At 66.7% G+C, this 24,540-nt stretch carries 26 protein-coding genes and 1 pseudogene; 17 read left to right on the forward strand and 10 right to left on the reverse strand.

Annotated elements, in window-relative coordinates:
* Positions 1–12: 12 nt before the first annotated feature.
* Positions 13–1,080: an NAD(P)H-dependent flavin oxidoreductase gene (locus tag AC3A3Q_RS11710; RefSeq protein ID WP_487586426.1), complete on the reverse strand. Its 1,068-nt coding sequence runs from the start codon at positions 1,078–1,080 to the stop codon at positions 13–15.
* 1,092 nt (positions 1,081–2,172) lie between these two features.
* Here AC3A3Q_RS11710 and AC3A3Q_RS11715 point away from each other — a divergent pair.
* From AC3A3Q_RS11715 to AC3A3Q_RS11755, 9 genes are all read left to right on the forward strand, one after another.
* The gene (locus AC3A3Q_RS11715; RefSeq protein WP_487586427.1) at positions 2,173–2,358 is read left to right on the forward strand and encodes a hypothetical protein; all 186 of its coding nucleotides are present in this window, start codon (positions 2,173–2,175) and stop codon (positions 2,356–2,358) included.
* Between the two features lie 724 nt (positions 2,359–3,082).
* Positions 3,083–3,409 (forward strand): nucleoside triphosphate pyrophosphohydrolase family protein, encoded by a 327-nt coding sequence (locus tag AC3A3Q_RS11720; protein WP_487586428.1) that lies wholly within the window; start codon positions 3,083–3,085, stop codon positions 3,407–3,409.
* A gap of 194 nt (positions 3,410–3,603) precedes the next feature.
* A complete protein-coding gene (locus tag AC3A3Q_RS11725) occupies positions 3,604–3,843 on the forward strand; it encodes a DUF1272 domain-containing protein (protein WP_487586570.1) in 240 nt (79 codons plus the stop codon).
* 140 nt (positions 3,844–3,983) lie between these two features.
* Positions 3,984–4,220 (forward strand): hypothetical protein, encoded by a 237-nt coding sequence (locus tag AC3A3Q_RS11730; RefSeq protein WP_487586429.1) that lies wholly within the window; start codon positions 3,984–3,986, stop codon positions 4,218–4,220.
* Between the two features lie 26 nt (positions 4,221–4,246).
* Positions 4,247–4,540: a cupin domain-containing protein gene (locus AC3A3Q_RS11735; protein WP_487586430.1), complete on the forward strand. Its 294-nt coding sequence runs from the start codon at positions 4,247–4,249 to the stop codon at positions 4,538–4,540.
* A gap of 144 nt (positions 4,541–4,684) precedes the next feature.
* Positions 4,685–5,158, forward strand: a complete 474-nt coding sequence (locus AC3A3Q_RS11740; protein ID WP_487586431.1) for a DUF6985 domain-containing protein — start codon at positions 4,685–4,687, stop codon at positions 5,156–5,158.
* Between the two features lie 138 nt (positions 5,159–5,296).
* On the forward strand, positions 5,297–5,755 hold the full coding sequence (locus AC3A3Q_RS11745) for a hypothetical protein (protein WP_487586432.1): 459 nt from the start codon (positions 5,297–5,299) through the stop codon (positions 5,753–5,755).
* 11 nt (positions 5,756–5,766) lie between these two features.
* The gene (locus AC3A3Q_RS11750; RefSeq protein ID WP_487586433.1) at positions 5,767–6,315 is read left to right on the forward strand and encodes a cold shock domain-containing protein; all 549 of its coding nucleotides are present in this window, start codon (positions 5,767–5,769) and stop codon (positions 6,313–6,315) included.
* 160 nt (positions 6,316–6,475) lie between these two features.
* A complete protein-coding gene (locus tag AC3A3Q_RS11755) occupies positions 6,476–6,895 on the forward strand; it encodes a hypothetical protein (RefSeq protein ID WP_487586434.1) in 420 nt (139 codons plus the stop codon).
* Positions 6,896–6,953: 58 nt separating this feature from the next.
* Here the strand turns inward: AC3A3Q_RS11755 and AC3A3Q_RS11760 are convergent, their stop codons facing one another.
* The 8 genes from AC3A3Q_RS11760 to AC3A3Q_RS11795 all read right to left on the reverse strand — a co-directional run bounded on the left by AC3A3Q_RS11760 (position 6,954) and on the right by AC3A3Q_RS11795 (position 14,449).
* A complete protein-coding gene (locus AC3A3Q_RS11760; RefSeq protein ID WP_487586571.1) occupies positions 6,954–7,154 on the reverse strand; it encodes a YbdD/YjiX family protein in 201 nt (66 codons plus the stop codon).
* 7 nt (positions 7,155–7,161) lie between these two features.
* The gene (locus AC3A3Q_RS11765; protein ID WP_487586435.1) at positions 7,162–9,222 is read right to left on the reverse strand and encodes a carbon starvation CstA family protein; all 2,061 of its coding nucleotides are present in this window, start codon (positions 9,220–9,222) and stop codon (positions 7,162–7,164) included.
* A gap of 113 nt (positions 9,223–9,335) precedes the next feature.
* Positions 9,336–10,328, reverse strand: a complete 993-nt coding sequence (gene corA, locus AC3A3Q_RS11770) for a magnesium/cobalt transporter CorA (protein WP_487586436.1) — start codon at positions 10,326–10,328, stop codon at positions 9,336–9,338.
* Between the two features lie 61 nt (positions 10,329–10,389).
* Positions 10,390–11,604 (reverse strand): lipoprotein N-acyltransferase Lnb domain-containing protein, encoded by a 1,215-nt coding sequence (locus AC3A3Q_RS11775; protein WP_487586437.1) that lies wholly within the window; start codon positions 11,602–11,604, stop codon positions 10,390–10,392.
* Positions 11,579–12,463: a CorC family transporter gene (locus AC3A3Q_RS11780; protein ID WP_487586438.1), complete on the reverse strand. Its 885-nt coding sequence runs from the start codon at positions 12,461–12,463 to the stop codon at positions 11,579–11,581. Before AC3A3Q_RS11780 ends, AC3A3Q_RS11775 begins: the two co-directional genes overlap by 26 nt.
* A gap of 119 nt (positions 12,464–12,582) precedes the next feature.
* The gene (ybeY, locus tag AC3A3Q_RS11785; RefSeq protein WP_200604379.1) at positions 12,583–13,065 is read right to left on the reverse strand and encodes an rRNA maturation RNase YbeY; all 483 of its coding nucleotides are present in this window, start codon (positions 13,063–13,065) and stop codon (positions 12,583–12,585) included.
* 10 nt (positions 13,066–13,075) lie between these two features.
* Positions 13,076–14,092 carry a PhoH family protein gene (locus tag AC3A3Q_RS11790; RefSeq protein WP_487586439.1) on the reverse strand — a complete coding sequence of 339 codons (1,017 nt, stop codon included), beginning with the start codon at positions 14,090–14,092 and terminating at the stop codon, positions 13,076–13,078.
* Positions 14,093–14,212: 120 nt separating this feature from the next.
* A complete protein-coding gene (locus tag AC3A3Q_RS11795; RefSeq protein WP_487586440.1) occupies positions 14,213–14,449 on the reverse strand; it encodes a hypothetical protein in 237 nt (78 codons plus the stop codon).
* 149 nt (positions 14,450–14,598) lie between these two features.
* On the opposite strand from AC3A3Q_RS11795, the gene AC3A3Q_RS11800 reads away from it, so the two are divergent.
* The 5 genes from AC3A3Q_RS11800 (at position 14,599) to AC3A3Q_RS11820 (ending at position 20,098) form a co-directional block, all read left to right on the forward strand.
* Positions 14,599–15,294, forward strand: coding sequence for a TetR/AcrR family transcriptional regulator (locus tag AC3A3Q_RS11800; RefSeq protein ID WP_487586441.1), 696 nt, complete (start codon positions 14,599–14,601; stop codon positions 15,292–15,294).
* 26 nt (positions 15,295–15,320) lie between these two features.
* Positions 15,321–16,301: an HlyD family secretion protein gene (locus AC3A3Q_RS11805; RefSeq protein WP_487586442.1), complete on the forward strand. Its 981-nt coding sequence runs from the start codon at positions 15,321–15,323 to the stop codon at positions 16,299–16,301.
* Entirely contained in the window at positions 16,298–17,257 is a 960-nt protein-coding gene (locus tag AC3A3Q_RS11810) for an ABC transporter ATP-binding protein (RefSeq protein WP_487586443.1), read from the forward strand. The genes AC3A3Q_RS11805 and AC3A3Q_RS11810 overlap by 4 nt, the downstream gene beginning before the upstream one ends.
* On the forward strand, positions 17,254–18,372 hold the full coding sequence (locus tag AC3A3Q_RS11815; protein WP_487586444.1) for an ABC transporter permease: 1,119 nt from the start codon (positions 17,254–17,256) through the stop codon (positions 18,370–18,372). The genes AC3A3Q_RS11810 and AC3A3Q_RS11815 overlap by 4 nt, the downstream gene beginning before the upstream one ends.
* A gap of 163 nt (positions 18,373–18,535) precedes the next feature.
* Positions 18,536–20,098 (forward strand): amidohydrolase, encoded by a 1,563-nt coding sequence (locus AC3A3Q_RS11820; RefSeq protein ID WP_487586445.1) that lies wholly within the window; start codon positions 18,536–18,538, stop codon positions 20,096–20,098.
* 59 nt (positions 20,099–20,157) lie between these two features.
* Here AC3A3Q_RS11820 and miaB read toward each other — a convergent pair.
* Positions 20,158–21,549, reverse strand: a pseudogene (miaB, locus tag AC3A3Q_RS11825) (tRNA (N6-isopentenyl adenosine(37)-C2)-methylthiotransferase MiaB); the annotation flags it as partial.
* A gap of 167 nt (positions 21,550–21,716) precedes the next feature.
* On the opposite strand from miaB, the gene AC3A3Q_RS11830 reads away from it, so the two are divergent.
* From AC3A3Q_RS11830 to petA, 3 genes are all read left to right on the forward strand, one after another.
* Positions 21,717–22,610 carry a lytic transglycosylase domain-containing protein gene (locus tag AC3A3Q_RS11830; RefSeq protein WP_487586446.1) on the forward strand — a complete coding sequence of 298 codons (894 nt, stop codon included), beginning with the start codon at positions 21,717–21,719 and terminating at the stop codon, positions 22,608–22,610.
* A gap of 186 nt (positions 22,611–22,796) precedes the next feature.
* A complete protein-coding gene (locus tag AC3A3Q_RS11835) occupies positions 22,797–23,738 on the forward strand; it encodes a lytic transglycosylase domain-containing protein (RefSeq protein WP_487586447.1) in 942 nt (313 codons plus the stop codon).
* Positions 23,739–23,915: 177 nt separating this feature from the next.
* Positions 23,916–24,539 carry a ubiquinol-cytochrome c reductase iron-sulfur subunit gene (gene petA / locus AC3A3Q_RS11840; RefSeq protein ID WP_487586448.1) on the forward strand — a complete coding sequence of 208 codons (624 nt, stop codon included), beginning with the start codon at positions 23,916–23,918 and terminating at the stop codon, positions 24,537–24,539.
* Position 24,540: the final 1 nt, after the last annotated feature.

The raw sequence follows: 24,540 nt of genomic DNA on the forward strand, positions 1-24,540 counted from the left end.
TGCGGCGCGACGTTAGCGCAACAACGCTCCCGTCTCCGCGACCAGCGCATCAAACAGTGCCTGCGCGTGCCGATGCTTCAGCAACGGCGCGCCCTGTCCGGCCCACAGCGAAATCATCTCGCCGCGCCCCTGCGCTGCGGCCGTCGCCTTGAACGTCCCGGTGAACCAGTTCTGGATCGGGTAGGGCAGTGGCGCCACGCCTTCCCAGTCTTCGACGAAGCGATTGCGGATGCCGCGAGCAAGCCGCCCGCTGAAGGCGCGCGTCAGTGCGGTGTACTTCGCGTCGTCAGTGAACAGCATCCTGCGATGCAGTTCGTTCGTGCCGGACTCCTCGCAGGCCAGGAACGCCGTGCCGATCTGCACGCCCTGCGCACCGAGTGTCAGTGCGGCAGCGACGCCACGACCGTCGGCAATGCCGCCGGCGGCGATGACCGGTTTGGATACGCGATCGGCTACCTGCGGGATCAACGCCAGGGTCCCGGTCAGAGACTCTTCGGCCGAGCGCAGGAACGACACGCGATGCCCGCCGGCCTCGAAGCCGGTAGCGACGATGACATCCACGCCGGCCTGGTCCATCGCGATCGCCTCGTCGATCGTGGTGATGGTGCCCATCGTGGCGATGCCGCGACTCCTGCAATCCGAAAGGATTGCAGGGGAGGGGATCCCGAATACGAAACTCATCACCGGTGGCGCTGCATCGAGCATGGCCTGCACCTGATCCTCGAAATGCTGGCCGTAGCGCTCGGGCATCGGCGGCAGCGACATGCCGAGCGCGTCGTAGTACGGACGGAAGCGCTCGATGGCGGCAGCGAACTGCTCGGTCGTGAGGCGATCGCCGCCGGGATCCTGGTTGGACACCCACAGGTTCAGCGCGAACGGTTGCTGCGTGCGGGCGCGGATCTGCCGAGTGAGATCCCCGAGCTTCTCCGGCGCAAGATGGTGCGCGCCAAACGAGCCGAGGCCACCGGCCTCGGATACGGCGACCATCAAATCGATCGAAGACAGCCCGCCACCGAACGGTCCCTGCACGATTGGATAGCGCAGGCCCAAGCGCCGGGTGAAGTCGTTGTCATGCCACATGGCATCACTCCGTTGCGGGAAAGGGCGCCCGGGCCGGAGGGACCGGAACGTGGCGCCAACTCTAGGTGTGATCGCGCAGCGGGCGGATGAAGGCGGGCGTCCCATCGGGCGCGTCAGGTCGCGTGGAGGACACCTCGCCGGGCAGGCTCCGCGAACTGGTACATTCCCGCCGGGGAAGGCCCGGCGCAAGGCAACACATGAACGATGCCATCTTGTCACGCTGGGAGAAGCAGGCCCCCCGGAAGTGACGTCCAACTTATTCGAGCGTCAGGCGCGACCTTGAGAACGATACCTGCGTCATTCTGGATTGCGGGCCTTGCGACACTGGCGGCGTTCGGCGCTGCCGGCTACATGTTCCTTTCGGCCATTGCCACGGCATCTTTGCGTTTCTGGTACTGCGGTCCGAGCTCTTTGGAACATGAAAAAGCCGCCTGTCAGATCGCCACGAAACTACTCCTGGCCTCGTATGGCACTGCCGCATTGGGTGTGGCCTTGGCCATCCTGACTTTGTGGCTGCACGTCCGCAGGCTCAAGGGTCAGACAGTTCATCGAAGCCGAAGCCGCTTCGTGGCTCGGCTGAATTCAGGCGATAGGCACAATGCAGAATCCACCGTTAGCGAACGCGATCGCAATCCTTGAGGTTGTTGTAATTGCGGCCATAGCCTGGCGTCTTGGGAGGCTGAGATGGTTCTTTCGAGTTCCATTGGCTGCGCTGCTGGGTTGGCCCGTGGTGATATTTTGCACAGCGATGCTGTGGGAGATCTTGGCTGCTTCGGCCCAGACACGCGCAGAATCGGATTGGGTGGCGGCTCATGATTCCGGCCCCTTGGCCATGACCTTGGTCTTCGGCTGGGCCTATGCTCTGATTATCGTGCTTGTTGTTGAGATGTTTCGTGCGTTGGTTTCGGCAGTACGGCGCTTCACTGCTTCGAGGCAAGGCGTCTAACAATTCATCCACGCTGCGTGACGCTTACGAGGCTCCGGCCGGGATCATGCAGTACACCGTATTCGGGGCGGCGTGCCTGGGCCTCCTGCTACTCTTCGCAGGAGGGGTGGCGGCGTTTGTTCTGGGGCTCCGGTCCGGTTCACGCCGTGCCTGACAATTCATTCAAGCCGAACACCAATCGCTATGCGTCTGGTGTCTCTGGCTCCAGGCGTTCGTTCGGCACCTTCTTGTCGGTGTCGCTGGCGACGCTGGCCAACTTGCTTTGGCTGGCGTGGTTCTTCCGTGATGGTATGGGCCCAGATGCCATCACCACTTCCGGCTTGGGTGCTTGACAGAATTTCTGGGCACTCGCTGCAGTACCGGTCGTCGCGTGGGTGGCGCTGTCACTCGCGGCGGGCCTTAGGTACTGGCACGCGGTCCGCGCGGCGCCCCATGACACCTAGCGATCCACTCAAGCCGACATCGCTCCATGGTGCGGCTCACTTCAGGCGTCAGGTGCCTTGGATAGGGTGTGGCGATGGATATGCCAAACTCGCAGAGCGTGTCGGTCAAAGCTCAACGGCCGGCACCTGCCAATTCATTCAATCCGGAGCCACTTGGTGGCTTGCCCTGGTTAGTCGATAGGTCTCTCTCAAGTTTGTGGATGCGCACCTGCCAGAGCTAGTCGCTGCCTTGGATCACCACGATGAGCTGGTGCGGCAGTGTGCTGCCGGGCGCTTGCCGTTCTGGGACTTCTGCGACGCATACGACAACTTCTATTGGACGTATGCGCTGGACGGCCACGAGTCTGACGATGCCGGTCTAGCTGTCCTGCACAAGCTCGCGAGTCGCATAGTCCCACACCGGGAACTAGCGGAGACCGTCCTGGCCCATGTTTGCTCTGACACGCACGCTGAAACGGGTAGCTACGGCAGGTCCGGTCGTTTTGGTCCTGAGGAGGCCATGGTTCGGCTTAAACTTATCGTCGCTGGCCTTCCGCGCGGAGAGGCCTGACAAGCCATTTCAAGTCGACGCCGCTTCGCGGCGCGGTTCAGTTGGGGAGCAAGGTGGCACGGCATGAAACTCAGTGATCTCGAAAAGTCAGCATTGCAGCTGAACGACCTCTACGAGCAACTTGAGATCAAGAGGTATGGGCGCATCTGGACCACGGAGGAGCTCGCGCTTGGTTTCATGGGGGACGTGGGCGATCTGGCAAAACTGATCCAGGCACATGCTGGCGTCCGAACCATTGACGACTGCAAGGCGAAACTTGGTCACGAGTTGTCGGATTGTTTATGGTCGATCATCGTGATTGCGAACAAGTGCGGAATTGATCTGGAGGCGGAGTTCGTCAAGAACACTCGGGAGCTTGCCGAGTATGTTGCTGGCGAGCTTGACGCATAGCGACTCTTTCGAGCCGGCACCGCTCCTATGTGTGCTTTGAGATCGTGGCCCTTGTTGTTTTCCTGGTTGGTGGACTTCGCCGCTTCTCGCGCTGATGTTTAATTTTAGTCGGCGCCATTTTTCGGCTCGGCACACATCAGACGTCCAGGCTGCGCAATAATGGCGCCCGATGACAGGAGGCCGACATGCTTCAGATGCGTCCAGGTTGTGAGTGCTGCAATGTTGATCTGGCGCCGGATTCGCAAGACGCCTGGATCTGTTCGTTTGAGTGCACGTTCTGCACGTCTTGCGTTGAGTCAAAGCTCGGTGGTCGCTGTCCCAACTGCGGTGGGGCGTTCTCCAGACGTCCCACTCGCGTCGGTGGCGCGCTGGAAAGGAACCCGGCATCGACAGTGCGCGTTTTCAAACCAGGTGGCTGTGCGCCAGCGGCCTGAGAATGGCGATGGGTAACCAGGTTCCGTCGCCGTATTGAGTGCCTCGTCGGGGATTCTGGCCGGTACGTCGCATGCGGGTTGCTGATGGTCCTTGCGGCCGGCAACGTTCCCCCTTCTGTCAGTCACAGGGAGACTGGGGTATGAAGGCGCTCATTGCCGTTGTCGCATGGTGCATCCTGTTCGTTCTTTGCTGGCCAGTGGCCCTGCTGGCGTTGGTGCTCTGGCCGATTGCCTGGCTGGTTTCGCTTCCGTTTCGTCTCGTCGGCATCACGTTCTCTGCGCTGTGCGCACTGCTGGCGGCTATCCTTTTCCTGCCCGCCAGGATCCTGGGGTGGCGTTCCGGATCAACGCAGCCGCACGGCGCGGCCGTGGCCTGAAAGTTCGTTCGAACCCGAAGACTCCAATGAATCTGATCAACCTCGAATCCGCAGTTGCAGAGCTGGACACCTGGAAGTCCATCGTCCTGGCCCGCGTCGCGGGAGCAAACATCAAGGTAATGCGCATGGACGGCGCACCGTACCCTGACGAATCGCATGACTATCCGGAGGGTTTGCTGGTTGTCGACGGCCAGCTCAACCTCACGGTGGGCTCCGATGCCGTCACGGTGCGGGCCGGCGAGCTGTACGTGGTTCCTGTCGGCGTCGCACATGCCGTGGCGCCGGGAAGCACGGGCACCCTGGTGATTTTCGATGCATGAGGCGCAGCAGTGACCTCAGACCCAGTTCGTTGAACCAGAGTGTTGCCGAAACGCACATGGGTGGCCGGGGGCTTGAGTCTTTGATCGCGGGCGGTCAGGATCCGCGAGGGGTAACGCCGCGCGAAAGCGTCAATCGGGGATTGCATGTTCGGACTGTTCCAGTCAGCTCCATTTTCCGATCCGATGATGGGTGAGCTGGTTCGCTGGCGCGGCTTCTGGCGCGGCAGCATCCAGCTCGAATCCGGTCCGGCGCCGCTGGTCCTGGCCGGAACCCGCGCCGAGCCCGACGCCATGGCGCTTGCCGTCGCAAACGAGGTGCAGGTCAGGCTTGCCGGTTGGCGCGGCACGATCGAGAACGCGATGTTCGACCACTACCAACCCTATGCCGAATCGGTGGCGGTGGGAGAAGAGGAGGCGTGTGACGGATTTCCGGTCATCGCTGTGCCGGCTGACGTCTGGCGGCACGTGTCGCTGCAGTACATTGCCGTGCTTCCGCTGAGCGGCCATCTCACTACCGAACTCGGCTACACCACCGCGTGGGACGAGGAGCACACGCTGGGTGTGCGCTTCAAGGGCAATGCGTTCGTCGAGCTGTGCGGGAGTGTGCTGGCGCCCTGAGACTGGCGTCTGGAAGTTCCCCACTGCCGTCCGGTTGTCGATCGCCAGATCAGGTGATAGCGTCTTCCCCGGGGGATTGGGGCTAAAAGGGGGCTCCTTGAATCGGAACGTCTTCGGCGTCCTTCGGGCGGCGCGGCCATGAGTCGCGTCTCTGGCTATCCCACTTCGACATTCGCATCGACCGCGCTGCTGTTCTTCGGCAGCGGCCTCGCCGCGACCCTGCTGTTCTCGGCGAAGCCACTGGAATCACTGATAGGCGTCGCGGTCGCCTGCGCCGGTCTTTCGATCATGTGCTGGCGATGGCGACAGCGCAGCATCGCCAGCCACCTGCTGCAGCACGGCAGGGCGGTGGAGGCCAGGATCACCGGCGTCGTTGCCGGCGGGATGTTCCAGCTCAATGGTGGCTCGCCCTACCGCATCGAAGCGCAGTGCGTGGATCCGGCCACGGGAGAAGTCCGGGTGTTCCGGAGCTGGACCCTCTGGCAGGATCCGGCGGTGTTCATCAAGCACGAGCACGTCATGGTCCACGTCGATCCGCAGCGTCGCGACCGCTACTACATGGACGTCTCGTTCCTGCCCGAATTCCAGCAGGACTGACGGACGACTGCATGGGCGCGCGAACGCACGGCACACTTTCGAAGTGGAATGACGACCGCGGCTTCGGCTTCATATCGCCGGCGCAGGGAACCGGCGAGATCTTCGTCCATGTCTCTTCGTTTCCGTCGGGCGGCCCGCGTCCCACGGTGGGCGAGCTGATTTCCTTCGAGACGCATGCCGGCCCTGACGGCAAGGTGCGCGCCATCCGGGTCATGCGGCCCGGTAGCGCCACCAGGCGCGCGCCGCGTCATCGCCCCGCGCCTGCACGACTTCGCAGGATCAGCCTGACGGGTGTGCTCACGGCCGCCGCCATCGCCGCCATTGCGATGTACGGCTATCGTGAGTTCATCAGCTCGTCGCCCGTCGAAAGCGTCGTCGCCAAGCCTGCCGCTCGCGTCGCCGCGTCGCCGGCAGTCGCGCAGTTCAAGTGCGACGGTCGCACCATGTGCTCGCAGATGACTTCGTGCGCGGAAGCGACGTACTTCCTGCAGCACTGCCCGAACACGCAGATGGACGGGAACGGCGACGGCCAGCCCTGCGAGCGGCAATGGTGTAACTGACGAACCGCGGCGGTCACGGCGCCCTCTGGCGGCGGGCCGTCGGCCGCGCCTATCCTGCGAGCGGTGTCCTGGGGAGGGCACCGCGGCGCTGGCTCAACCGGCGCCATCCATTACGCCGGCCGCGAGGTCGGCACCATCCGTCAAACCAGGGGGAAACCAAATGCAGAATCCGTATCAGGCGCCGGCGGCGACGCTGGCCGAGCTGTCGTCGATGGCCGGCAACACGTCCGGCATGGGCAAGGACGCGACGATTCCGCCGGGCGTGGCGGGCTGGAGCTGGGGTGCGTTCCTGCTCAACTGGATCTGGGCGGTGAGCAACCGCACCTGGATCGGCCTGCTTTGCTTCATTCCCTATGTCGGCTTCGCGATGTCGATCGTCCTGGGCATCAAGGGCCGCGAGTGGGCCTGGCGCAACAAGCGCTGGGACAGCGTCGAGCACTTCCAGCGCGTTCAGCGCAAGTGGTCGATCTGGTCGCTGGTGGTCATCGTGGGCGTGATGGGGCTGGCCATCCTTGCGGCGATCGCGATCCCGGCGTACCAGGATTACGTGGTGCGGGCGCAGGCGGCAGCGGCAGGCTGATCCCGCAGGTCTTCGCACCAACCCCTCTTCCGCTTGCGGAAGAGGGGCTTTGCACGCCTCAGCAGCAGCGCGAACTACCCTTGCCGTAGCGCGCCATCATCCGCTCGTGGAAGAACTCGTCGCGGCTCATTGGCAGCCGGTCCGGGTGGTTGCGCTGGATGTGCTCGACATAGTTGTCGTAGTCGGGAATGCCGATGGCCAGGCGCGCGGTCTGGGCTGCCGCACGCCACCAGCGTGCGAACAGCTCCAGGCCCAGCATGCCGGCCTCAGCGAGCGACCGCATCGAACGCGACATACTCACTCTCCTTGGCCGTCGGGGTGTTGTTGCGGCGCGCCGCCAATGCTGCCTTGAAGCCGAAGTAGACCGTGGCCAGCACCACGAACACGAACAGTGCGCACAGGCCGGCGTCGAGGTAGTTGTTGAAGATCACCCGCGACATGTCGTCCATCGACTTCGCCGGTGCCAGCACCTCGCCGCGCGCGGCGGCGTCGGCGAACTTGCGGGCGTTGGCAATGAAGCCGATCTTCGGATCCGGGTGGAAGAGCTTCTGCCAGCCGGCGGTCAGCGTGCAGATCAGCAGCCACGCGGTCGGAATCAGCGGGATCCACAGGAACTTCTCGCGCTTCATCTTCACCATCACCACGCTGCAGAACACCAGCGCCAGGCCGGCGAGCATCTGGTTGGCGATGCCGAACAGTGGCCACAGCGTGTTGATGCCGCCCAGCGGATCGACCACGCCCTGGTAGAGGAAGTAGCCCCACAGCGCGACCGCCAATGCCGTGCAGGCCACGTTCGCCGCCCAGCTTTCGGTCTGCTTGAACGGCGCGTAGGCCAGACCGATCAGCTCCTGGATCATGAAGCGCGCCACGCGCGTGCCCGCATCGACCGTGGTCAGGATGAAGAGGGCTTCGAACAGGATCGCGTAGTGGTACCAGAACGCCATCATGCCTTCGCCGCCGACCAGGCCGTGCAGGATCTGCGCCATGCCAACCGCGAGCGTCGGCGCGCCGCCGGTGCGCGAGAGGATGGTGGTCTCGCCGATTTCCTTGGCGGTAGCGGTGAGGATTTCAGGCGTGAGCACGAAGCCCCAGCTGGAGATCGCCGCGGCCGCGGACTCGGCGGTGGTGCCGATCAGCGCGGCCGGTGCGTTCATCGCGAAGTAGACGCCCGGCTGCAGCACGCAGGCGGCGATCAGCGCCATGATCGCGACGAACGCTTCCATCAGCATGCCGCCATAGCCAATCAGCGGGATCTGCGATTCGTTCGAGATCATCTTCGGCGTGGTGCCGGAGCTGATCAGCGAGTGGAAGCCGGAGACTGCGCCGCAGGCGATGGTGATGAACAGGAACGGGAAGAGCTTGCCGCTGAACACCGGGCCGGTGCCGTCGACGAACTTGGTCATCGCCGGCATCTGCAGGTCGGGCATGGCGATCAGGATGGCCAATGCCAGCACCAGCACCGTGCCGATCTTGAGGAAGGTCGACAGGTAGTCGCGCGGGGCCAGCAGCAGCCACACCGGCAACACCGCGGCGATGAAGCCGTAGCCGATCATCAGCCACGCCAGGGTGGTTCCGGTGAGGTGGAACATCGGCGCCCAGTCCGGGTTGGCCGCAACCTTGCCGCCGCTCCAGATCGCCAGGATCAGCAGGACGAAGCCAATGACCGAAACCTCCATGATCCGGCCCGGTCGGAAGTAGCGCAGGTACAGGCCCATCAGGATCGCGATGGGGATGGTCATCGCCACGGTGAAGGTGCCCCACGGGCTGTCGGCGAGCGCCTTGACCACGACCAGTGCCAGCACCGCCAGCAGGATCACCATGATCATCAGGATGCCGATCATCGAGATCACGCCGGCGGCCGGCCCCATCTCGGCGCGGATCATCTCGCCCAGCGAGCGGCCGTCACGGCGCGTGGAGAAGAACAGCACCAGCATGTCCTGGACCGCACCGGCCAGGACCACGCCGAACAGGATCCACATCGTGCCGGGCAGGTAGCCCATCTGCGCGGCCAGCACCGGGCCCACCAGCGGGCCGGCGCCGGCGATCGCGGCGAAGTGGTGGCCGAACAGCACGCTGCGCGGGGTGGGGACGTAGTCGAGGCCGTCGTTGCGACGCCATGCCGGCGTCGCGCGGGTGGGGTCGACCATCAGCGCATTGCGCGCGATGTACAGACCGTAGAAGCGGTACGCGATGGTGAACACCGACACCGAGGCCACCACCAGCCACATCGCGCTGATGGTCTCGCCACGGTGCAGGGCGATCGTGCCGATGCAGAACACGGCAAGGACCGCGAGCGCGACCCAGCCAAGCCAGGACAATGCTTTCATGACACGCCTCCGTAAGGATCACCGAAGGGTCGCGCCGGCGATGGCACCGGGTCAATGCGCAGTGCGCAATGAAACCTGAGACTTTGGTCTAAGCAGGAGGCAATTCCCTGCGTTTACAGCCACTTGGCCCGGCGCAGGAAGCCGAAGAGCACCAGGCACACCAGAACCGTGACGCCGATCAGGATCGCGTAGCTGTAGCGGCCGTGCAGTTCGGGCATGGCCTCGAAGTTCATGCCGTACCAGCTGGCGATCAGCGTGGGCGCGGCCAGCAGCGCGGCCCAGCCGGCCAGGCGCTTGACCACTTCGCCCTGGTAGATGGTGACCAGGGACAGGTTCACGCTCATCGCCGCGGTGAGCATTTCGCGCAGGGTGTCGGTGGACTCGTTGATGCGCACGACATGGTCGAGCACGTCGCGGAAGTACAGCGCGCTCTCTTCGTCGACCATCGCGCCACGTGCGCGCGCGAGCTGGCCGAGGATGTCCTGCAGCGGCGCCACCGCCATCCGCATGCGGGTCAGTTCGCGCTTGAGTTCGTAGAGCTTCTTGACGGTGTCCTTGCGGAACTCGTCGGCGAAGATGTCCTGCTCGAGCTCGTTGAGGTCCTGGCTGAACTCCTGGACGATCGGCAGGAAGTTGTCGACGATCTGGTCCAGCACCACGTACAGCGCCGCGGCGGGGCCGTGGGCCATGTCCTCGGGGTCGCGCTCGAAGCGGGCGCGCGCGGGTGCGTAGCTGGTCGACGCGCCATGGCGCACGGTGACGAGGTAGCGCTCACCGACGAACATGTGGCTTTCGCCGAAGCGGATATGGCTGTCAACACTCTGCGCGGTGTGTACGACGATGAACAGCGAGTTGCCGTAGGTCTCGATCTTCGGGCGCTGGTGAGCGTTGCGCGCGTCCTCGATGGCCAGGTCGTGGAGGCAGAATTCCTCCTGCAGCTTCTCGAGGATGTCGTCGCCCGGCTCGTACAGGCCGACCCAGACGAACGTGCCGTCATCGACGGCGAGCACGTCGCTGATCTGGTCCAGGGTGATGTCGCGGCGCTTGCCGTCGCGGGTGTAGGCGGCGCAGTTGACCACGCACTGGGGGAGGGTGGGATCTTTCATGGCGCGATCGTGCCCGCCTCAGGCCGGCACGGCAACCCGGCCTGCTCTCACCGGCGTCCTCTTACCGGGGGCGCCTGAAGGCCAGCCACAGCCCCAGCTGGATCGGCAGCAACAGCGCGACCCAGTGCGCGTTGCGTTGCGGGTACACCGGCAGCCAATACAGGAACAGCGCCGCCACCGCGGCGACGGCAAACACGGCCAGCCAGCGCCGGAACCACGGCCCCGGATCGCGACCGCGCAGCACCCGCCATCCGCCCGGCAGCAACAGCCAGGCCAGCGGGCTCAGCAGCAGCAGGTTGTTGTTGGCCCAGCCGTAGCGGTGCTGCGTGCCGAGCCAGATGAACAGCATCAGCGCGCCGAGCACGCCCGACAGCGTCCAGAGCGGCAAGGCGACCGCAGCCAGTACCCGCGGCTGCCGGCGACCGGCCCACGCCGCGGCGATACCGAGGGCGAGGCCGAGCGGGCACCACGGCCACCAGCGCGGCGGTGGCTCCTGCGGCTCCGGCGGCAGGCGGTGCGGAAGGATCGGCTGCTCGGATTTCACCAGCGGCCGTCCTTCGCTGTTCTTCACTTCGCGCAGGGCCGCGGCCAGGCGCATCGGCACGTACGACTCGTTCCACACCGGCAGCGGCTTGTCCGAGGACGGGCCCAGGCCGACGTCGAAGCCGAGCCACATCCACCACGCCGGCGAGGCCAGGCGCACGGCCTCGCTGCGGTAGGTGCTGCCATGCGAGCGGCCTTCGATCTGGCGGCGCAGGCCGCCGTCGAGCACGCGGTCGAGCGAATCGCGCACACGCGTTGAGCAGTTGTCGTCAAAGTACTGATAGGCGTAGTGCGCGTTCTCGGGCTTGGCGTTCTCTGCCAGGGCCGCGGCCAGTTCGTTCGCCTGCGCGTCGCTCAGGTCGAGCCACTGCACGTCGACGCCACGGCCTTCGGCGCGGTACTGCAGCAGGTCCTGCTCGAACGGCAGTGCCGCCAGCTGGTAGCGCATGTGGCCGCGGACGAAACGGCTGATGAAGTCCGGCTCGCCCGGGTCGAAGAAGCCGAAGTTGTAGGACGTCGCGGCGCCGGTGTCGGGGTCGACAACCACTATCGCGTTGTGGCCGAAACGCTCGAAGAAGATTTCGCCCGGCTGCATCGTCGCCACGCCGATGCGGGGCGTGGCGGCGAAGGCCTGGCTGGCGAACAGGGCCAGCAACGCCAGCAGCAGGTTGAGGCTGAGTCGCTTTGCCCGCCCCCACACCCGCCCGTCACGCATCCGACAGGACGCCGACATGGAAGGCGTGGACGCGGCGCGCGTCGGCGCCGGAGACACGGAACACGAAGCGGCCAAGGGTCAGTTCCTCGCCGGCTTCGGGCAGGTGGCCGATCGCGGCCGTGACCAGGCCGCCGATGGTGTCGTATTCGTCGTCGTCGAAGTCGGCACTGAAGCGCTCGTTGAAGTCGGAGATGGGCGTCAGCGCGTCGACCACGAACTGGCCGTCGGCCTGCGCGGCGATGAGGGCGCTGGGGTCCTCGGCGTCGTCGTGCTCGTCGTCGATCTCGCCGACGATCTGCTCCAGCACGTCCTCGATGGTGACCAGGCCGGCGACACCGCCGTGCTCGTCGATCACGATCGCCATGTGGTTGCGCGACTGGCGGAACTCGCGCAGCAGCACGTTCAGGCGCTTGGACTCGGGGATCAGCACGGCCGGGCGCAGCAGCTCATGGACGTTGCCGGGACCGTAATCGGCGACGACGCCACGCAGCAGGTCCTTGGCCAGCAGCACGCCCAGGATCTCGTCCTTGTCGTCGCCGTGGACCGGGAAGCGGGAATGGCCGGACTCGACCACCTGGCGCATCAGGTCGAGGAACTTGCCGTCGGCCGGCAACGAGACCATCTGCGAGCGCGGGATCATCACGTCGCCCACGGTCAGGTCGGACACCGCGATTGCGCCTTCCATCATGCGCAGGGTGTCGGCGGCGATCAGGCCGTCGGCTTGCGCGTCGCGCAGCAGTTCGACCAGGTCCTCGCGGGTGGTGGGTTCGCCGGAAAGCGCCGAACTGATGCGTTCGAGCCAGGAGCGCGGCTTCTCGTGGTGCCGCCGCTCGTGGGTTTCCTGCGCGTGGAAGCTACTACTGTCGTCCTCGGACATTGCGTTCTTGAAGGCGCCCAGGGGGAAGGGCGACGGGAGGAGTCTACCTCGGAAGCGGCTGGGGTGGGTTTCGGGCCTGGGACAGGCTGATCCAGTGTCGTTCCCACCCTGGGGCGCGCTCACTCGTCCCGGTACGGGTCCTCGATCCCCATCCCGGCCAGGATCTCGCGCTCGAGCTGCTCCATGCAGATCGCCTCCTTCTCGTCCTCGTGGTCCCAGCCCAGCAGGTGCAGGGCGCCGTGGACGGTGAGGTGGGCGTAGTGGGCGGCAAGCGGCTTCTTCTGTTCCTTGGCCTCGCGCGCGACCACCGGTGCGCAGATCACCAGGTCGCCCAGCAGTGGCAGCTTCACGCCCTTGGGCAGGCCGTCGGGCAGCTCGGCCGGGAAGCTGAGGACGTTGGTCGCGTAGTCCTTGCCGCGGTAATGGCGGTTGAGCGCGCGGCCTTCCTTGGTGCCGACGATGCGGATGGCCAGGTCGGCTTCGCGGATTCGGCTTTCCAGGGCGGCGGCCACCCATTTGCGGAAACTCACCGCTGCCGGGATGCCGGTGCGCGGCACCGCGTAGGTGATCGAAACGTCGAGTCGGATGGGGCCCCGGGTCATAGGTCTGCGCTCAGGTGGTCGGACCGCGTCGCGCGTCGCCGGTGTCGGCGTTGCCATCCCGGTTGTCGCGGGCATCGCGGGCGTCATAGGCGTTGACGATGCGCGCCACCAGCGGGTGGCGTACCACGTCGCGCGATTCGAAGAAGGTGAAGCTGATGCCGTTAACGCCACGCAGCACGTCCAGCGCATCACGCAGGCCGGACTTCTGGTGCTTGGGCAAATCGATCTGGGTCAGGTCGCCGGTGACGACGGCAGTGCTGCCGTAGCCGATTCGGGTCAGGAACATCTTCATCTGCTCGATCGAGGTGTTCTGCGCTTCATCGAGAATCACATAGGCATCGTTAAGCGTGCGTCCGCGCATGTACGCCAGCGGCGCGATCTCGATGACGTTCTTCTCCAGCAGCTTGACCACCTTCTCCACGCCGAGCATCTCGTAGAGCGCGTCGTACAGCGGGCGCAGGTACGGGTCGACTTTCTGGGTCAGGTCGCCCGGCAGGAAGCCGAGCTTCTCGCCGGCCTCCACCGCGGGGCGCACCAGGATCAGGCGCTGCACGCGCGCTTCGTTCAGTGCTTCCACCGCGCTGGCGACGGCAAGGAAGGTCTTGCCGGTACCGGCCGGCCCGATGCCGAAGTTGATGTCGTGCGTGGCGATCGCGTGCAGGTACTTGGCCTGGTTGGCGCCGCGGCCGCGGATCGTGCCGCGCTTGACGCGGATGCTCACTTCCTGCGGTTCGACGTCGTCGTTGGCGACGCCGTCGGCATCGATTTCGGTGAGGCGCAGGTGGATCGCAGGTTCGGTCAGCGTCTCCTCGGCGGCATCACGCCACAGGTCGCGCAGCAGTCGCTCGGCCTGGTTGACGGCCAGCGGCGGTCCGACGATGCGGAAGACGTTTCCGCGATTGGCGATCTCCACGCCCAGGCGCAGTTCGATCATGCGCAGGTGGCCGTCGAACGGGCCGGTGAGGTTGGCCAGGCGTTCTGCCTCGGCAGGTTCGAGGGCGAATTCGGAAGTGGTTCGAGAGGACATCGAGAGAAAGTGTCTTCCGTGGCGAACGGGGGACGCACTCGCTTGCGCGCCGGGGGGCAAACAGCTTGCGCCTGCTCGGGCGATTTCGCAAAACGCTCGCCGCTTGCAAGCGTCCGGCGACTAGTCGCGCGGCGGCAGGGACGGGGTTTTCAGTGCGCGATAGACCAGTCGCACGCCAATGGCGCCGACGACGAGCGAGCCGACCAGCCACAGCCACATCACCACGTCGCCGGCATGCTCGCCGCCGCGGAGGTAGCGCATCGCATAGCGCAGCAACCCGAGTGCGGCGATGGCGCAGAACCACAGTCCCAGTGCGCAGCGCTGGAGCAGGCCGGGAACGGGAGCAGGGTCGGGCATGGCAATGGCGATCTCAGGCAATGGCAGCGACACGATAGGGCAGGCCGCGGCACCGGTGCTTGCCGCTCCGGGCGGTCGGGTGGCTGCCCCCTGACCGTTCGTCGGCTTGGGGTTGAAACTAATTAATCGTTGAATTAAATATAGCGCCCATGACAGAGTCCCCCAAAACCAGGGCCGCAACGGCCAGCAAGGCGGCCAAGGGCGCCAAGGGTGCGGTCCGCCGTGCCCCCGGCCGGCCCGGCCCGGACAGCCCCGACCTGCGCGAGCGCCTGCTCGACGGCGCCATCGCGTGTTTTGCCCGCCAGGGCATCGCGGCGACCCCGTTGCGTGCGATCGCCACCGAGGCCGGGGTCACGCCGGCGCTGCTTCACTACTACTTCGGTGACAAGGCGCAGTTGCAGGAGGCGGTGGTCTCCGAGCGCGTGCTGCCTGCCTTCGCGCGCCTGCGCGAACCGCTCATGCACGCCGGCGACGACATCGCAGACCTGGTGGCAGCGTTCGTGAAGGGCATCGGCCTGCTGGTCGCCGAGCATCCCTGGTTGCCGGCGCTGTGGGTGCGCGAGGTCCTGTGCGAGGGCGGTGCGCTGCGCGAGGTCCTGTTCGAACGGATCGGCCCCCAGATGCCGCTGATGATGGCCGCGCGCTTCGCCCAGGCGCAGCAGCGCGGCGAACTCAACGAAGACCTCGACCCCCGTCTGCTGATGGTGTCGCTGGTCGGTCTGACCCTGTTTCCCGCGGCCGGCGCCCCGATCTGGCGCCGCATGTTCCAGGCCGACGACCTGGATTTCGATGCGCTGCGCCGACACACGCTGGCGCTGCTGGATCGCGGACTTGGTGTGCGATGACACGCGTTGGACAAACGAGCGAAGCCATGAACTCCAACAAACACACGACAACGTCGGGCGCCTGGCTGGGCCTTGCATGCATCGTGCTGCTGGCCGGCTGCGGCAAGGAACCGCCGCAGGCACTGGGCACCCTGGAATGGGACCGCATTGCCTTGCCGGCGACGGCGCCGGAACGCATCGTCCGCATCGACGTACGCGAAGGAGAGCGGGTCAAGGCCGGCGCGCGCCTGGTGCAACTCGAAGTCACCCGCACGCAGGCCGAGCTGACGGCGCTGCAGGCGCAGGCCCGCCAGGCCGGCGACGTGCTGGCGGAACTGGAAGCCGGCCCGCGCAGTGAAGACATCGCCCAGGCCCGTGCCAACCTCGCCGCGGCGCAGGCCGAAGCCGCCGACGCAAGTGCGTTCTACGCGCGCCTGCAGCCGCTGGGTCGGCAGCAGCTGGTCGCCGCTTCCGACGTCGACCGTGCGCGCGCTGCTGCCGGCAATTCGCAGGCGCAGGTGCGGGCGGCACAGGCGGCGCTGCTCGAACTCGAGCGCGGCACCCGAATCGAGCAGATCGCGCAGGGCCAATCGGCGCTGGCCGCCGCCACCGCGCAGGCCGCTTCGCAGGAAGTGACGCTGCACAAACTCGACCTGGTCGCGCCGCGCGCCGGTGTGGTCGACAGCCTGCCGTACCGCCTTGGCGACCAGGCGCCGGTCGGCGCGCCGCTGGCGATCATGCTCGTCGGCGACGCGCCGTATGCGCGTGTCTACGTGCCCGAGCCGATCCGCGCCAACGTGCGCGTCGGCCAGTCCGCGCGGGTGTTCATCGACGGCCGCGACGGCTCGCTCGAGGGCCGAGTGCGGATGATCCGCAACGAGGCGAGCTTCACCCCGTACTACGCGCTGATCGGCAACGACGCGGCACGGCTGAGCTACCTGGCCGAAGTCGAACTGGTCGGCGGCAAGGCCACGGACCTGCCGGCGGGACTGCCGGTGCGGGTCGAATTCGAGGCCGGTACGAAATGAACGCAGGCGCGGACGAGCTGGCCATCCGCGCGCGCGGACTGACCAAGCGCTTCGGTTCGCTGGTCGCGGTCGACCATGTCGAGCTGAGCGTGCCGCGCGCGAATGTCTACGGCTTCCTCGGGCCCAACGGCTCGGGCAAGACCACCACCATCCGCATGCTCTGCGGTTTGCTGACACCCAGCGAAGGCGATGTCGAAGTGCTGGGCCTGCGCATTCCCGAGCAGGCCGAGGAACTGCGCAAGCGCATCGGTTACATGACGCAGAAGTTCTCGTTGTTCGAGGACCTGACGGTGCGCGAGAACTTCGAGTTCCTCGCCGCCGTGCACGACATCCCGCGCGCGCAGGCGGCAAAGCGCATCGACGAACTGGTCGAGCACTACCACTTCGCCGATCGCCAGAAGCAGCTGGCCGGCACCATGAGCGGCGGCCAGAAACAGCGCCTGGCGCTGGCTGGCGCGGTGATCCAGAACCCGGAGCTGCTGTTCCTGGACGAGCCGACCAGCGCCGTTGATCCGGAGTCGCGCCGCGATTTCTGGGAAAAACTCTTCGACCTCGCCGACGCCGGCACCACCATCCTGGTCTCGACCCACTACATGGACGAGGCCGAGCGCTGCCATCGCATCGCCATCCTCGATCGCGGCGTGCTGGTGGCCGACGGCACGCCGGACGACCTCACCCATGCCCTGGCCGGACGTACGGTGGAAGTGCTGGCGGCGCAGCCGCGGCGCGCCCAGCAGATGCTGGTCAAGGTGCCGGGCGTGCTGAGCGTCGCGCAGATCGGCAACACGCTGCGGGTCTTGAATGAAACCAACGGCGACGCCGCGGCGCGACTGCAGAAGGCACTCACTGATGCCGGGCTGGAGGCGACCGTGGCTGCCTCGCATCCGAACCTGGAGGACGTCTTCGTCGCCTCCACGCGCGGTCGTGCCGAGAAGCCGCAGGAGCGTGCCGCATGAACCTGCGCCGCATGTTCGCGATCGTGCAGAAGGAGTTGCGGCAGATGCGCCGCGACCGCATCACCCTGGCGATGATCGTCGGCATCCCGGTGATGCAGCTGGTGCTGTTCGGCTACGCGATCAACCTCAACCTGCGCGGGCTGGAAACCGGCGTCGCCGACCAGGCCAACACCGCCGGATCGCGTGCGGTGGTCATGGACATGATCGCCACCGGGGTGATCGACCCGAAGTTCAGCGCGACCTCGCCGCAGGAACTGATGGAGCAGTTGCGCCGCGGCGAGATCAGCATCGGTGTGGTGATCCCGCCGGACTTCGAGCGGCGCCGCTTCGAAGGCCGCGAGGCGGTACAGGTGCTCGTCGACGGCAGCGATACCGTCGTGCAGAGCGCGGCGTTGCAGCTGGCACAGCTGCCGCTGAGCAACACGCCCACCAACAACCTCGCCCCCACGCGTGCCGGCACCGGCCAGGTGGCGGCCGGGCAGATCGCGGTGGTCAGTTTCTACAACCCCGAGCGGCGGTCGGCGGTGAACATCGTGCCGGGCCTGATCGGCATCATCCTGACGATGACCATGGTGATGTTTACCGGCGTCGCCATCGTCCGTGAGCGTGAGCGCGGCAACATGGAACTCCTGATCGCCACGCCGCTGAGCAGCAGCGAGCTGATGATCGGCAAGGTGCTGCCGTATGCCGGCATCGGACTGATCCAGACGACGCTGGTGATCATCCTTGGCGTGTGGCTGTTCGACGTGCCGATCCGCGGCAGCCTGCTGGATGTCTACCTGGCCTCGGTGCTGCTGATCATCGCCAACCTGACCCTCGGCCTGCTGATCTCGACCAAGGCGCAGTCGCAGTTCCAGGCGATGCAGATGACCTTCTTCGTGTTCCTGCCGTCGATCCTGCTGTCGGGCTTCATGTTCCCGTTCGCCGGCATGCCCAGGATCGTGCAGTGGTTGGCCGAGGTGCTGCCGCTGACGCACTTCCTGCGCCTGATCCGCGGCGTGATGCTGCGCGGCGCCAACCTGGTCGAGCTGTGGCCGGAGGTGCTGGCGCTGCTGGCCTTCATCACGGTGATGATGACGGCGGCGATCCTGCGGTTCCGCAAGCGGCTGGATTGACTTGCACCTCGCCGCATCATTGCGCAAAGTCGCCAGGCTCCGATCGCCTGGGGAGGGCGTGATGCAAAAGCTTGGATTGACCATATCGACCTTGCTGCTGGCGTTGGCAGGCAGCGCAACTGCCGCCGAAGTCACGGTTTTGAGCGCGGCCCGGATCCACACCATGGATACCGCCCAGCCGCGCGTGCAGGCACTGGCGTACGACGACAGCGGACGGATCCTCGCCCTGGGCGACACCGCCGCACTGCTCAAGCGTTACCCCAAGGCCAAGCGGATCGACGCGGCCGACGCCACGGTCATTCCCGGCCTGATCGATGCGCACGCGCACGTCTCCGGCCTGGGCATGACCATGCTCACCGCCGACCTGGTCGACTCGACCAGCAAGGACGAGGTGATCAAGCGCCTGCGCGAGTTCGCCACCAAATTGCCGGCGCAGGCCTGGCTGATCGGACGCGGCTGGGACCAGAACGACTGGCCCGAGAAGCGCTTCCCGACCGCGGCCGACCTCGACGTGGCCTTCCCCGATCGTCCGGTCTGGCTGGAACGCATCGACGGCCATGCCGGCTGGGCCAACAGTGCGGCGCTGCGCGCGGTCAAGCGCGACCTCGCCGGCACCTGGCAGCCCGACGGTGGCCGCATCGAACGCGATGCCGCCGGCAAACCGACCGGCATCTTCGTCGACGGCGCCATGGCCCTGGTCGACGGGTCACGACCGCCGCTCGACGAGGCCACTGCCGAACGCGCGCTGGTGCTGGGCATGCAGTCAGCCGTCGAGCACGGCCTGACCGGTGTGCACGACGCCGGCGTCAGCCTGGCCGAGTTGCAGCGTTACCAGCACCTGGCCGATCGCAACCAGATGCCATTGCGCATCACTGCGATGGCGGCCGGCGACGGTGACGCACTCGCTCGGATCTGCCGTGATGGTCTTTACCGGCACGCGTCGGGCCGCCTGCAGATGCGCACCGTCAAGCTGTATGCGGACGGCGCGCTCGGCAGTCGCGGCGCGGCAATGGTGCAGGACTACAGCGACGACCACGGCAATCGCGGCCTGATGCTGATGTCGCCCGAGGCGTTGCTGGCGGCGGCGATCAAGGCCAAGGGCTGCGGTGTGCAGGTGGCGACGCACGCCATTGGCGACCGCGGCAACCACGAGGTGCTCCAAGCGTATGCAAAGGCGCTCGGTGCCGATTCGGCAGGCGACCATCGCTGGCGCATCGAACATGCGCAGGTGCTGACGCCGCAGGACCTGCCGCGCCTGGCGCAGTTGCACGTGATCGCCTCGATGCAGCCCACCCACGCCACCAGCGACATGCCGTGGGCGCAGGACCGTGTCGGCCCGCAGCGGATCGTTGGTGCCTATGCCTGGCGCCAGCTGCGCGACAGCGGCGCGCGCCTGGCGCTGGGGTCGGACTTCCCGGTGGAGTCGGTGGATCCGCGCTTCGGGCTGTACGCCGCGGCCACGCGCGCTGACTCGCACGGTCAGCCGGTTGGCGGCTGGTTCCCGCAGGAGAAGCTGACCGCGTTCGAAGCGCTGCGCGGCTTCACCCTCGATGCCGCCTACGCCGGATTCGCGGAGACCGAAGTCGGCAGTCTCGAGATCGGCAAGCGCGCCGATTTCGTCGTGCTGAAAGAAGACCCGCTGGCGATCCCGCCGGCTCGCTTGCGTGAGTTGACCGTTGAAGCGACCTATGTCGACGGTCGCGCGGTGTATAGCGCCGCGAAGTAGGACAGGGTGCCCCTCCCGCGCTTGCGCGAGAGGGGCTTCAAACGTCTGGCGACTTCGAGCTCGCCCATGGCCACGCGTCCGCGCAGCGAGTTGCTCAGCGCCTCGGTGATCACCACGTCGACGAACTGGCCGACCAGGCGCGGATGTCCCGGGAAGTTCACCGAGCGCATGTTCTCGGTCTTGCCGGTCAGCTCGTTGGGATCCTTCTTCGAAGGACCTTCGACCAGCACGCTCTGCACGCTGCCGACCATGGCCTGGCCGATCCTGCGGGCGTTGTCGTTGATCGTCGCCTGCAGGCGCGACAGGCGCGCGTGCTTTTCCTCGCTGGAGACGTTGTCTTCCAGGTCGGCGGCCGGAGTGCCGGGGCGACGCGAGTAGATGAAGGAGAACGACTGGTCGAAGCCGACGTCCTCGATCAGCTTCATGGTCTTCTCGAAGTCGGCATCGGTCTCGCCCGGGAAGCCGACGATGAAGTCCGACGACACCGAGATGTCCGGACGCACGGCGCGCAGCTTGCGGATCTTCTGCTTGAACTCGAGCGCGGTGTAGCCGCGCTTCATGGCCGCCAGGATGCGGTCGCTGCCGGCCTGCACCGGCAGGTGCAGGTAGTTGGCCAGCTTGGGCACGTCGCGGTAGGCCTCGATCAGCGAGTCGGAGAACTCCAGCGGATGCGAGGTGGTGAAGCGGATGCGGCCGATGCCTTCGATCTCGGCGATGGTGCGGATCAGAAGGCCCAGGTCGGCGACCTCCGCCTCGCCGCCGTCTTCGGCAGGCGCGATCGGTCCGCGGTAGGCGTTGACGTTCTGGCCGAGCAGGTTGATCTCGCGCACGCCTTGCGACGCCAGGTCGGCGACTTCGACCAGTACGTCCTCGAACGGACGGCTGATTTCCTCGCCGCGCGTGTAGGGCACCACGCAGAACGAGCAGTACTTCGAGCAGCCTTCCATGATCGAGACGAACGCGCTGGGCCCTTCCGCGCGCGGCTCGGGCAGTCGGTCGAACTTCTCGATCTCGGGGAAGCTGATGTCGACCTGCGGCAGGCCGGTCGCGCGCTTGGCAGCGATCAGTTCGGGCAGGCGGTGCAGGGTCTGCGGGCCGAACACCAGGTCGACGTACGGCGCGCGTTTGACGATCGCCTCGCCTTCCTGCGAAGCGACGCAACCGCCGACGCCGATCACCACCGGGCGGCCGCCATTCTTCAGCGCCTTCCAGCGGCCGAGCTGGCTGAAGACCTTTTCCTGCGCCTTCTCGCGGATCGAGCAGGTGTTGATCAGGATGACGTCGGCTTCCTCGACGTTGTCGGTCAGTTCCATGCCGTCGCTGGCGGCGAGCACGTCGGCCATCTTGGCCGAGTCGTACTCGTTCATCTGGCAACCGTGGGTCTGGATGTAGAGCTTGCGGGCACCCGGGGTGACGGGTGCGGGGGCGCTGGCGGCAGTCTTGTCGGTCATCTGGCTCGTTCCGGGAGGGGCGGCGGTTATTCCGCTCCGGAGGGGGCGTCATTCTACCCGCGCCGGCGGCAGGCGGTTGAGGAGCAAGGGGCGGGCCGGGTTGGCGGCCGGTTCGCGTTGGCTCAGGAGTAGGGCAGGCGCGTGGTGCGCCGAACGGGGTCGAGGGAATGTCCGTGAAGGCTGGTTCGTGGTGGCTGCGGGTCGTGTGCCTGCTGGCGTTATCGCCGGTCGTGGCCGCTGGCCCCGAGCACTGCGAACGCGGCGCCGAGCCGCTGTCGGCGACCCCGGCAGCCTCCGCGGCCGCATGCCCGGGCAGCGTCGAGACTGCGCCGCTGGGCAGGGTCAGCCAGCCGTCGATGCCGGCACGGGTCGGCGAGACGAACCTGCTGCCGCCGGTCGCCCGCGAACTCCAGGAGCCCCAGGTCGCCAGCGCCGCGCCGGCGCATGCACCGGCAAAACCGGCGAACGCCGTTCCGATGCGCGTCGCCCAGGGCGAGATCTACAGCTACAGCAGCGGTGGCGACGTCATCTACAGCAGCCGCCGCCCGGAGCGCGGCGCCGGCATCGGTCCGGTCAGCCGGGTGCGCTACACCTACATGGAAACCTGCTACGCCTGTGACCTGCAGCCGGGCGTGGACTTCGGCACCGTCGGCCTCAACACCGAGGCCTACCGGCGCGAGATCGCCGCGGCCGCGCGCGACTTCGGCGTCGACGAGGCGGTGGTGCGGGCGGTGATCCACGCAGAATCGGCCTACAACCCGCGCGCGCTGTCGCGGGTCGGGGCGCAGGGCCTGATGCAGCTTATGCCGGCGACGGCACGGCGCTTCGGCGTGGCCAATGTCTTCGACATCGGGCAGAACATCCGCGGCGGCGTGCAGTACCTGGCGTGGTTGCTCAAGCGCTTCAACGGCAACCTGACGCTGGCCGCGGCCGGCTACAACGCCGGCGAAGGCGCGGTCGACCGCTACCAGGGCGTACCGCCCTACAGCGAGACCCAGCGCTACGTCGAACGGGTCGCCGTGCTGGCCGATCGCTACCGCAACGCCAGGCAGTCGCCCTGAGCGAGGCAAAGACAGGGGCCCAGGGGGCGAAGCCGGGGGTGGGGCTCCGGCATCGCCCGCCATGGGAGCAGCACCGGGCACCGGGGGGCGCCAGTGGCAGGCATGACGGGGTACCGATCACGTTTCGATTCACCTAGTTTGATCAAGCACTTGAAGCACCCGGGGAGACAGGACACACTCGCGGCCATGAGGGGGGGCTCACTGCTACTGGGGATTGCCTTGTTGCTGGCTGCGGCGCCGTCCGTGGCCGGTGCTCTGTACCGTTGCGACCTGCCGGATGGCAGTCGCAGCTACGTCAGCAAGAAGCCGGCGGGCGCCCGTTGCACCGTGATCAGCCAGTCCCGCGGGGCGGACCGACCGCTCGCCGCGCCCGCCAAGGCGCCGGCTGCAATGGGCAGCGCCACCCCGGCCAGTCCGGTTGCCGGCTCTCCCGTTTCGATCCATGCCCCGGCCGCACCGGTCGCCGTGCCTGTCGCCATGACCGTCGCCTCGACAGCCGCGCCGGCACCGGCCGCCCCGTCCCAGACCAGCAGCACCGCCCCGCGCGTGGTGCGCGGCCAGGTCTACTCGTACATCCAGGATGGCGTGCGCCACTACACAAGCAAGGCGCCGCGCGGCGTGGCCAGCGCCAGCGCCGTGCGCACCATCCGCTACAGCTACATCGAGGCCTGCTACGCCTGCGGTGCCCGGCCGGGCGTCAACTTCGGCACGGTCCGCCTCAATACCGACGCCTATCGCAACGAGATCGCCGCCGCCGCCCGCCAGCACGGCGTGGACGAGTCGATCGTGCGCGCGATCATCCATGCCGAGTCGGCCTACAACCCCAACGCGCTCTCGCGCGTGGGCGCGCAGGGCCTGATGCAGCTGATGCCGGCGACAGCACGACGTTTCGGCGTCAGCAACGCTTTCGATGCCAGCCAGAACATCCAGGGCGGCGTGCAGTACCTGGCCTGGCTGCTCAAGCGCTTCAACAACAACCTGACCCTGGCGGCCGCCGGCTATAACGCCGGCGAGGGCGCCGTGGACAAGTACAAGGGCGTGCCGCCCTACAGTGAGACCCAGCGCTACGTCGTGCGCGTGGCCCAGCTGGCCGAGCGTTACCGCGGCGCGGGCAGCGTCGTCCGCTGATTTGAGGGGTTTGTGAGGCCGCAGGGTGCCTGCCGGGGCCCAGCGGGCGGTTTGCGCAACATCGGCGGATTGTCGGGCCATTCACCGTTCCGTTACACTTCCCCGTCTTTTGTGCCGCGAGCCGTCGCCAGTGGCTGGCTACGCGGTGTAACTTCGAACAGCTTTGCGGAGTGCCGGATGGCCAACCAAGGGGTCCACGATCCTGTCAACCAGGGCCGCCGTCGGTTCCTGACCGCGACCACTGCCGTGGTCGGTGCGGTCGGAGCCGGTTTTGTGGCGGTACCGTTCATCAAGTCCTGGAACCCGAGTGCCCGAGCCAAGCTCGCCGGCGCTCCGATTTCCGCGGACATCAGTGCGTTGGAAGAAGGCCAGCGCATCATCCTGGAGTGGCGCGGCCAGCCGATCTGGATCGTCAAGCGCTCCAAGGCGATCCTTGCCGCGCTGCCGACCCTCGACGGTCACCTCCGCGATCCCAAGTCCGAGAACAAGGACCAGCAGCCGGCCTACATCACCGGTGAGCTGCGCTCGATCAAGCCGGAGATCTCCGTGCTGGTCGGCCTGTGCACGCACCTGGGCTGCTCGCCGGAAATGAAGGCCGAGATCCGCCCGGAGCCGTTCGACGAGAACTGGAAGGGCGGTTATTTCTGCCCCTGCCACAAGTCGCGCTTCGACATGGCCGGTCGCGTGTTCCAGGGCGTCCCGGCGCCGACCAACCTGGTCGTGCCGCCGCACCACTATGAGAGCGACACCACGATCGTGATCGGCGTCGATCCGTCGTCCGGCAGCAAGGGAGCGGCGTAAG

This window comes from Lysobacter sp. Soil_C_59, assembly GCF_057656415.1.

Excerpts from the sequence above, each read along its gene's own strand:
- AC3A3Q_RS11805 (WP_487586442.1), top strand. The coding sequence starts at position 15,321 with ATGAACTCCAACAAACACACGACAACGTCGGGCGCCTGGCTGGGCCTT.
- AC3A3Q_RS11815 (WP_487586444.1), top strand. The coding sequence starts at position 17,254 with ATGAACCTGCGCCGCATGTTCGCGATCGTGCAGAAGGAGTTGCGGCAG.
- AC3A3Q_RS11830 (WP_487586446.1), top strand. The coding sequence starts at position 21,717 with ATGTCCGTGAAGGCTGGTTCGTGGTGGCTGCGGGTCGTGTGCCTGCTG.
- AC3A3Q_RS11810 (WP_487586443.1), top strand. The coding sequence starts at position 16,298 with ATGAACGCAGGCGCGGACGAGCTGGCCATCCGCGCGCGCGGACTGACC.
- ybeY (WP_200604379.1), bottom strand. The coding sequence starts at position 13,065 with ATGACCCGGGGCCCCATCCGACTCGACGTTTCGATCACCTACGCGGTG.
- AC3A3Q_RS11710 (WP_487586426.1), bottom strand. The coding sequence starts at position 1,080 with ATGTGGCATGACAACGACTTCACCCGGCGCTTGGGCCTGCGCTATCCA.
- AC3A3Q_RS11780 (WP_487586438.1), bottom strand. The coding sequence starts at position 12,463 with ATGTCCGAGGACGACAGTAGTAGCTTCCACGCGCAGGAAACCCACGAG.
- corA (WP_487586436.1), bottom strand. The coding sequence starts at position 10,328 with ATGAAAGATCCCACCCTCCCCCAGTGCGTGGTCAACTGCGCCGCCTAC.
- petA (WP_487586448.1), top strand. The coding sequence starts at position 23,916 with ATGGCCAACCAAGGGGTCCACGATCCTGTCAACCAGGGCCGCCGTCGG.
- AC3A3Q_RS11755 (WP_487586434.1), top strand. The coding sequence starts at position 6,476 with ATGCAGAATCCGTATCAGGCGCCGGCGGCGACGCTGGCCGAGCTGTCG.
- AC3A3Q_RS11730 (WP_487586429.1), top strand. The coding sequence starts at position 3,984 with ATGAAGGCGCTCATTGCCGTTGTCGCATGGTGCATCCTGTTCGTTCTT.
- AC3A3Q_RS11775 (WP_487586437.1), bottom strand. The coding sequence starts at position 11,604 with ATGTCGGCGTCCTGTCGGATGCGTGACGGGCGGGTGTGGGGGCGGGCA.
- AC3A3Q_RS11835 (WP_487586447.1), top strand. The coding sequence starts at position 22,797 with ATGAGGGGGGGCTCACTGCTACTGGGGATTGCCTTGTTGCTGGCTGCG.
- AC3A3Q_RS11760 (WP_487586571.1), bottom strand. The coding sequence starts at position 7,154 with ATGCTGGGCCTGGAGCTGTTCGCACGCTGGTGGCGTGCGGCAGCCCAG.
- AC3A3Q_RS11740 (WP_487586431.1), top strand. The coding sequence starts at position 4,685 with ATGTTCGGACTGTTCCAGTCAGCTCCATTTTCCGATCCGATGATGGGT.
- AC3A3Q_RS11800 (WP_487586441.1), top strand. The coding sequence starts at position 14,599 with ATGACAGAGTCCCCCAAAACCAGGGCCGCAACGGCCAGCAAGGCGGCC.
- AC3A3Q_RS11735 (WP_487586430.1), top strand. The coding sequence starts at position 4,247 with ATGAATCTGATCAACCTCGAATCCGCAGTTGCAGAGCTGGACACCTGG.
- AC3A3Q_RS11790 (WP_487586439.1), bottom strand. The coding sequence starts at position 14,092 with ATGTCCTCTCGAACCACTTCCGAATTCGCCCTCGAACCTGCCGAGGCA.
- AC3A3Q_RS11745 (WP_487586432.1), top strand. The coding sequence starts at position 5,297 with ATGAGTCGCGTCTCTGGCTATCCCACTTCGACATTCGCATCGACCGCG.
- AC3A3Q_RS11750 (WP_487586433.1), top strand. The coding sequence starts at position 5,767 with ATGGGCGCGCGAACGCACGGCACACTTTCGAAGTGGAATGACGACCGC.
- AC3A3Q_RS11725 (WP_487586570.1), top strand. The coding sequence starts at position 3,604 with ATGCGTCCAGGTTGTGAGTGCTGCAATGTTGATCTGGCGCCGGATTCG.
- AC3A3Q_RS11720 (WP_487586428.1), top strand. The coding sequence starts at position 3,083 with ATGAAACTCAGTGATCTCGAAAAGTCAGCATTGCAGCTGAACGACCTC.
- AC3A3Q_RS11820 (WP_487586445.1), top strand. The coding sequence starts at position 18,536 with ATGGATACCGCCCAGCCGCGCGTGCAGGCACTGGCGTACGACGACAGC.
- AC3A3Q_RS11795 (WP_487586440.1), bottom strand. The coding sequence starts at position 14,449 with ATGCCCGACCCTGCTCCCGTTCCCGGCCTGCTCCAGCGCTGCGCACTG.
- AC3A3Q_RS11765 (WP_487586435.1), bottom strand. The coding sequence starts at position 9,222 with ATGAAAGCATTGTCCTGGCTTGGCTGGGTCGCGCTCGCGGTCCTTGCC.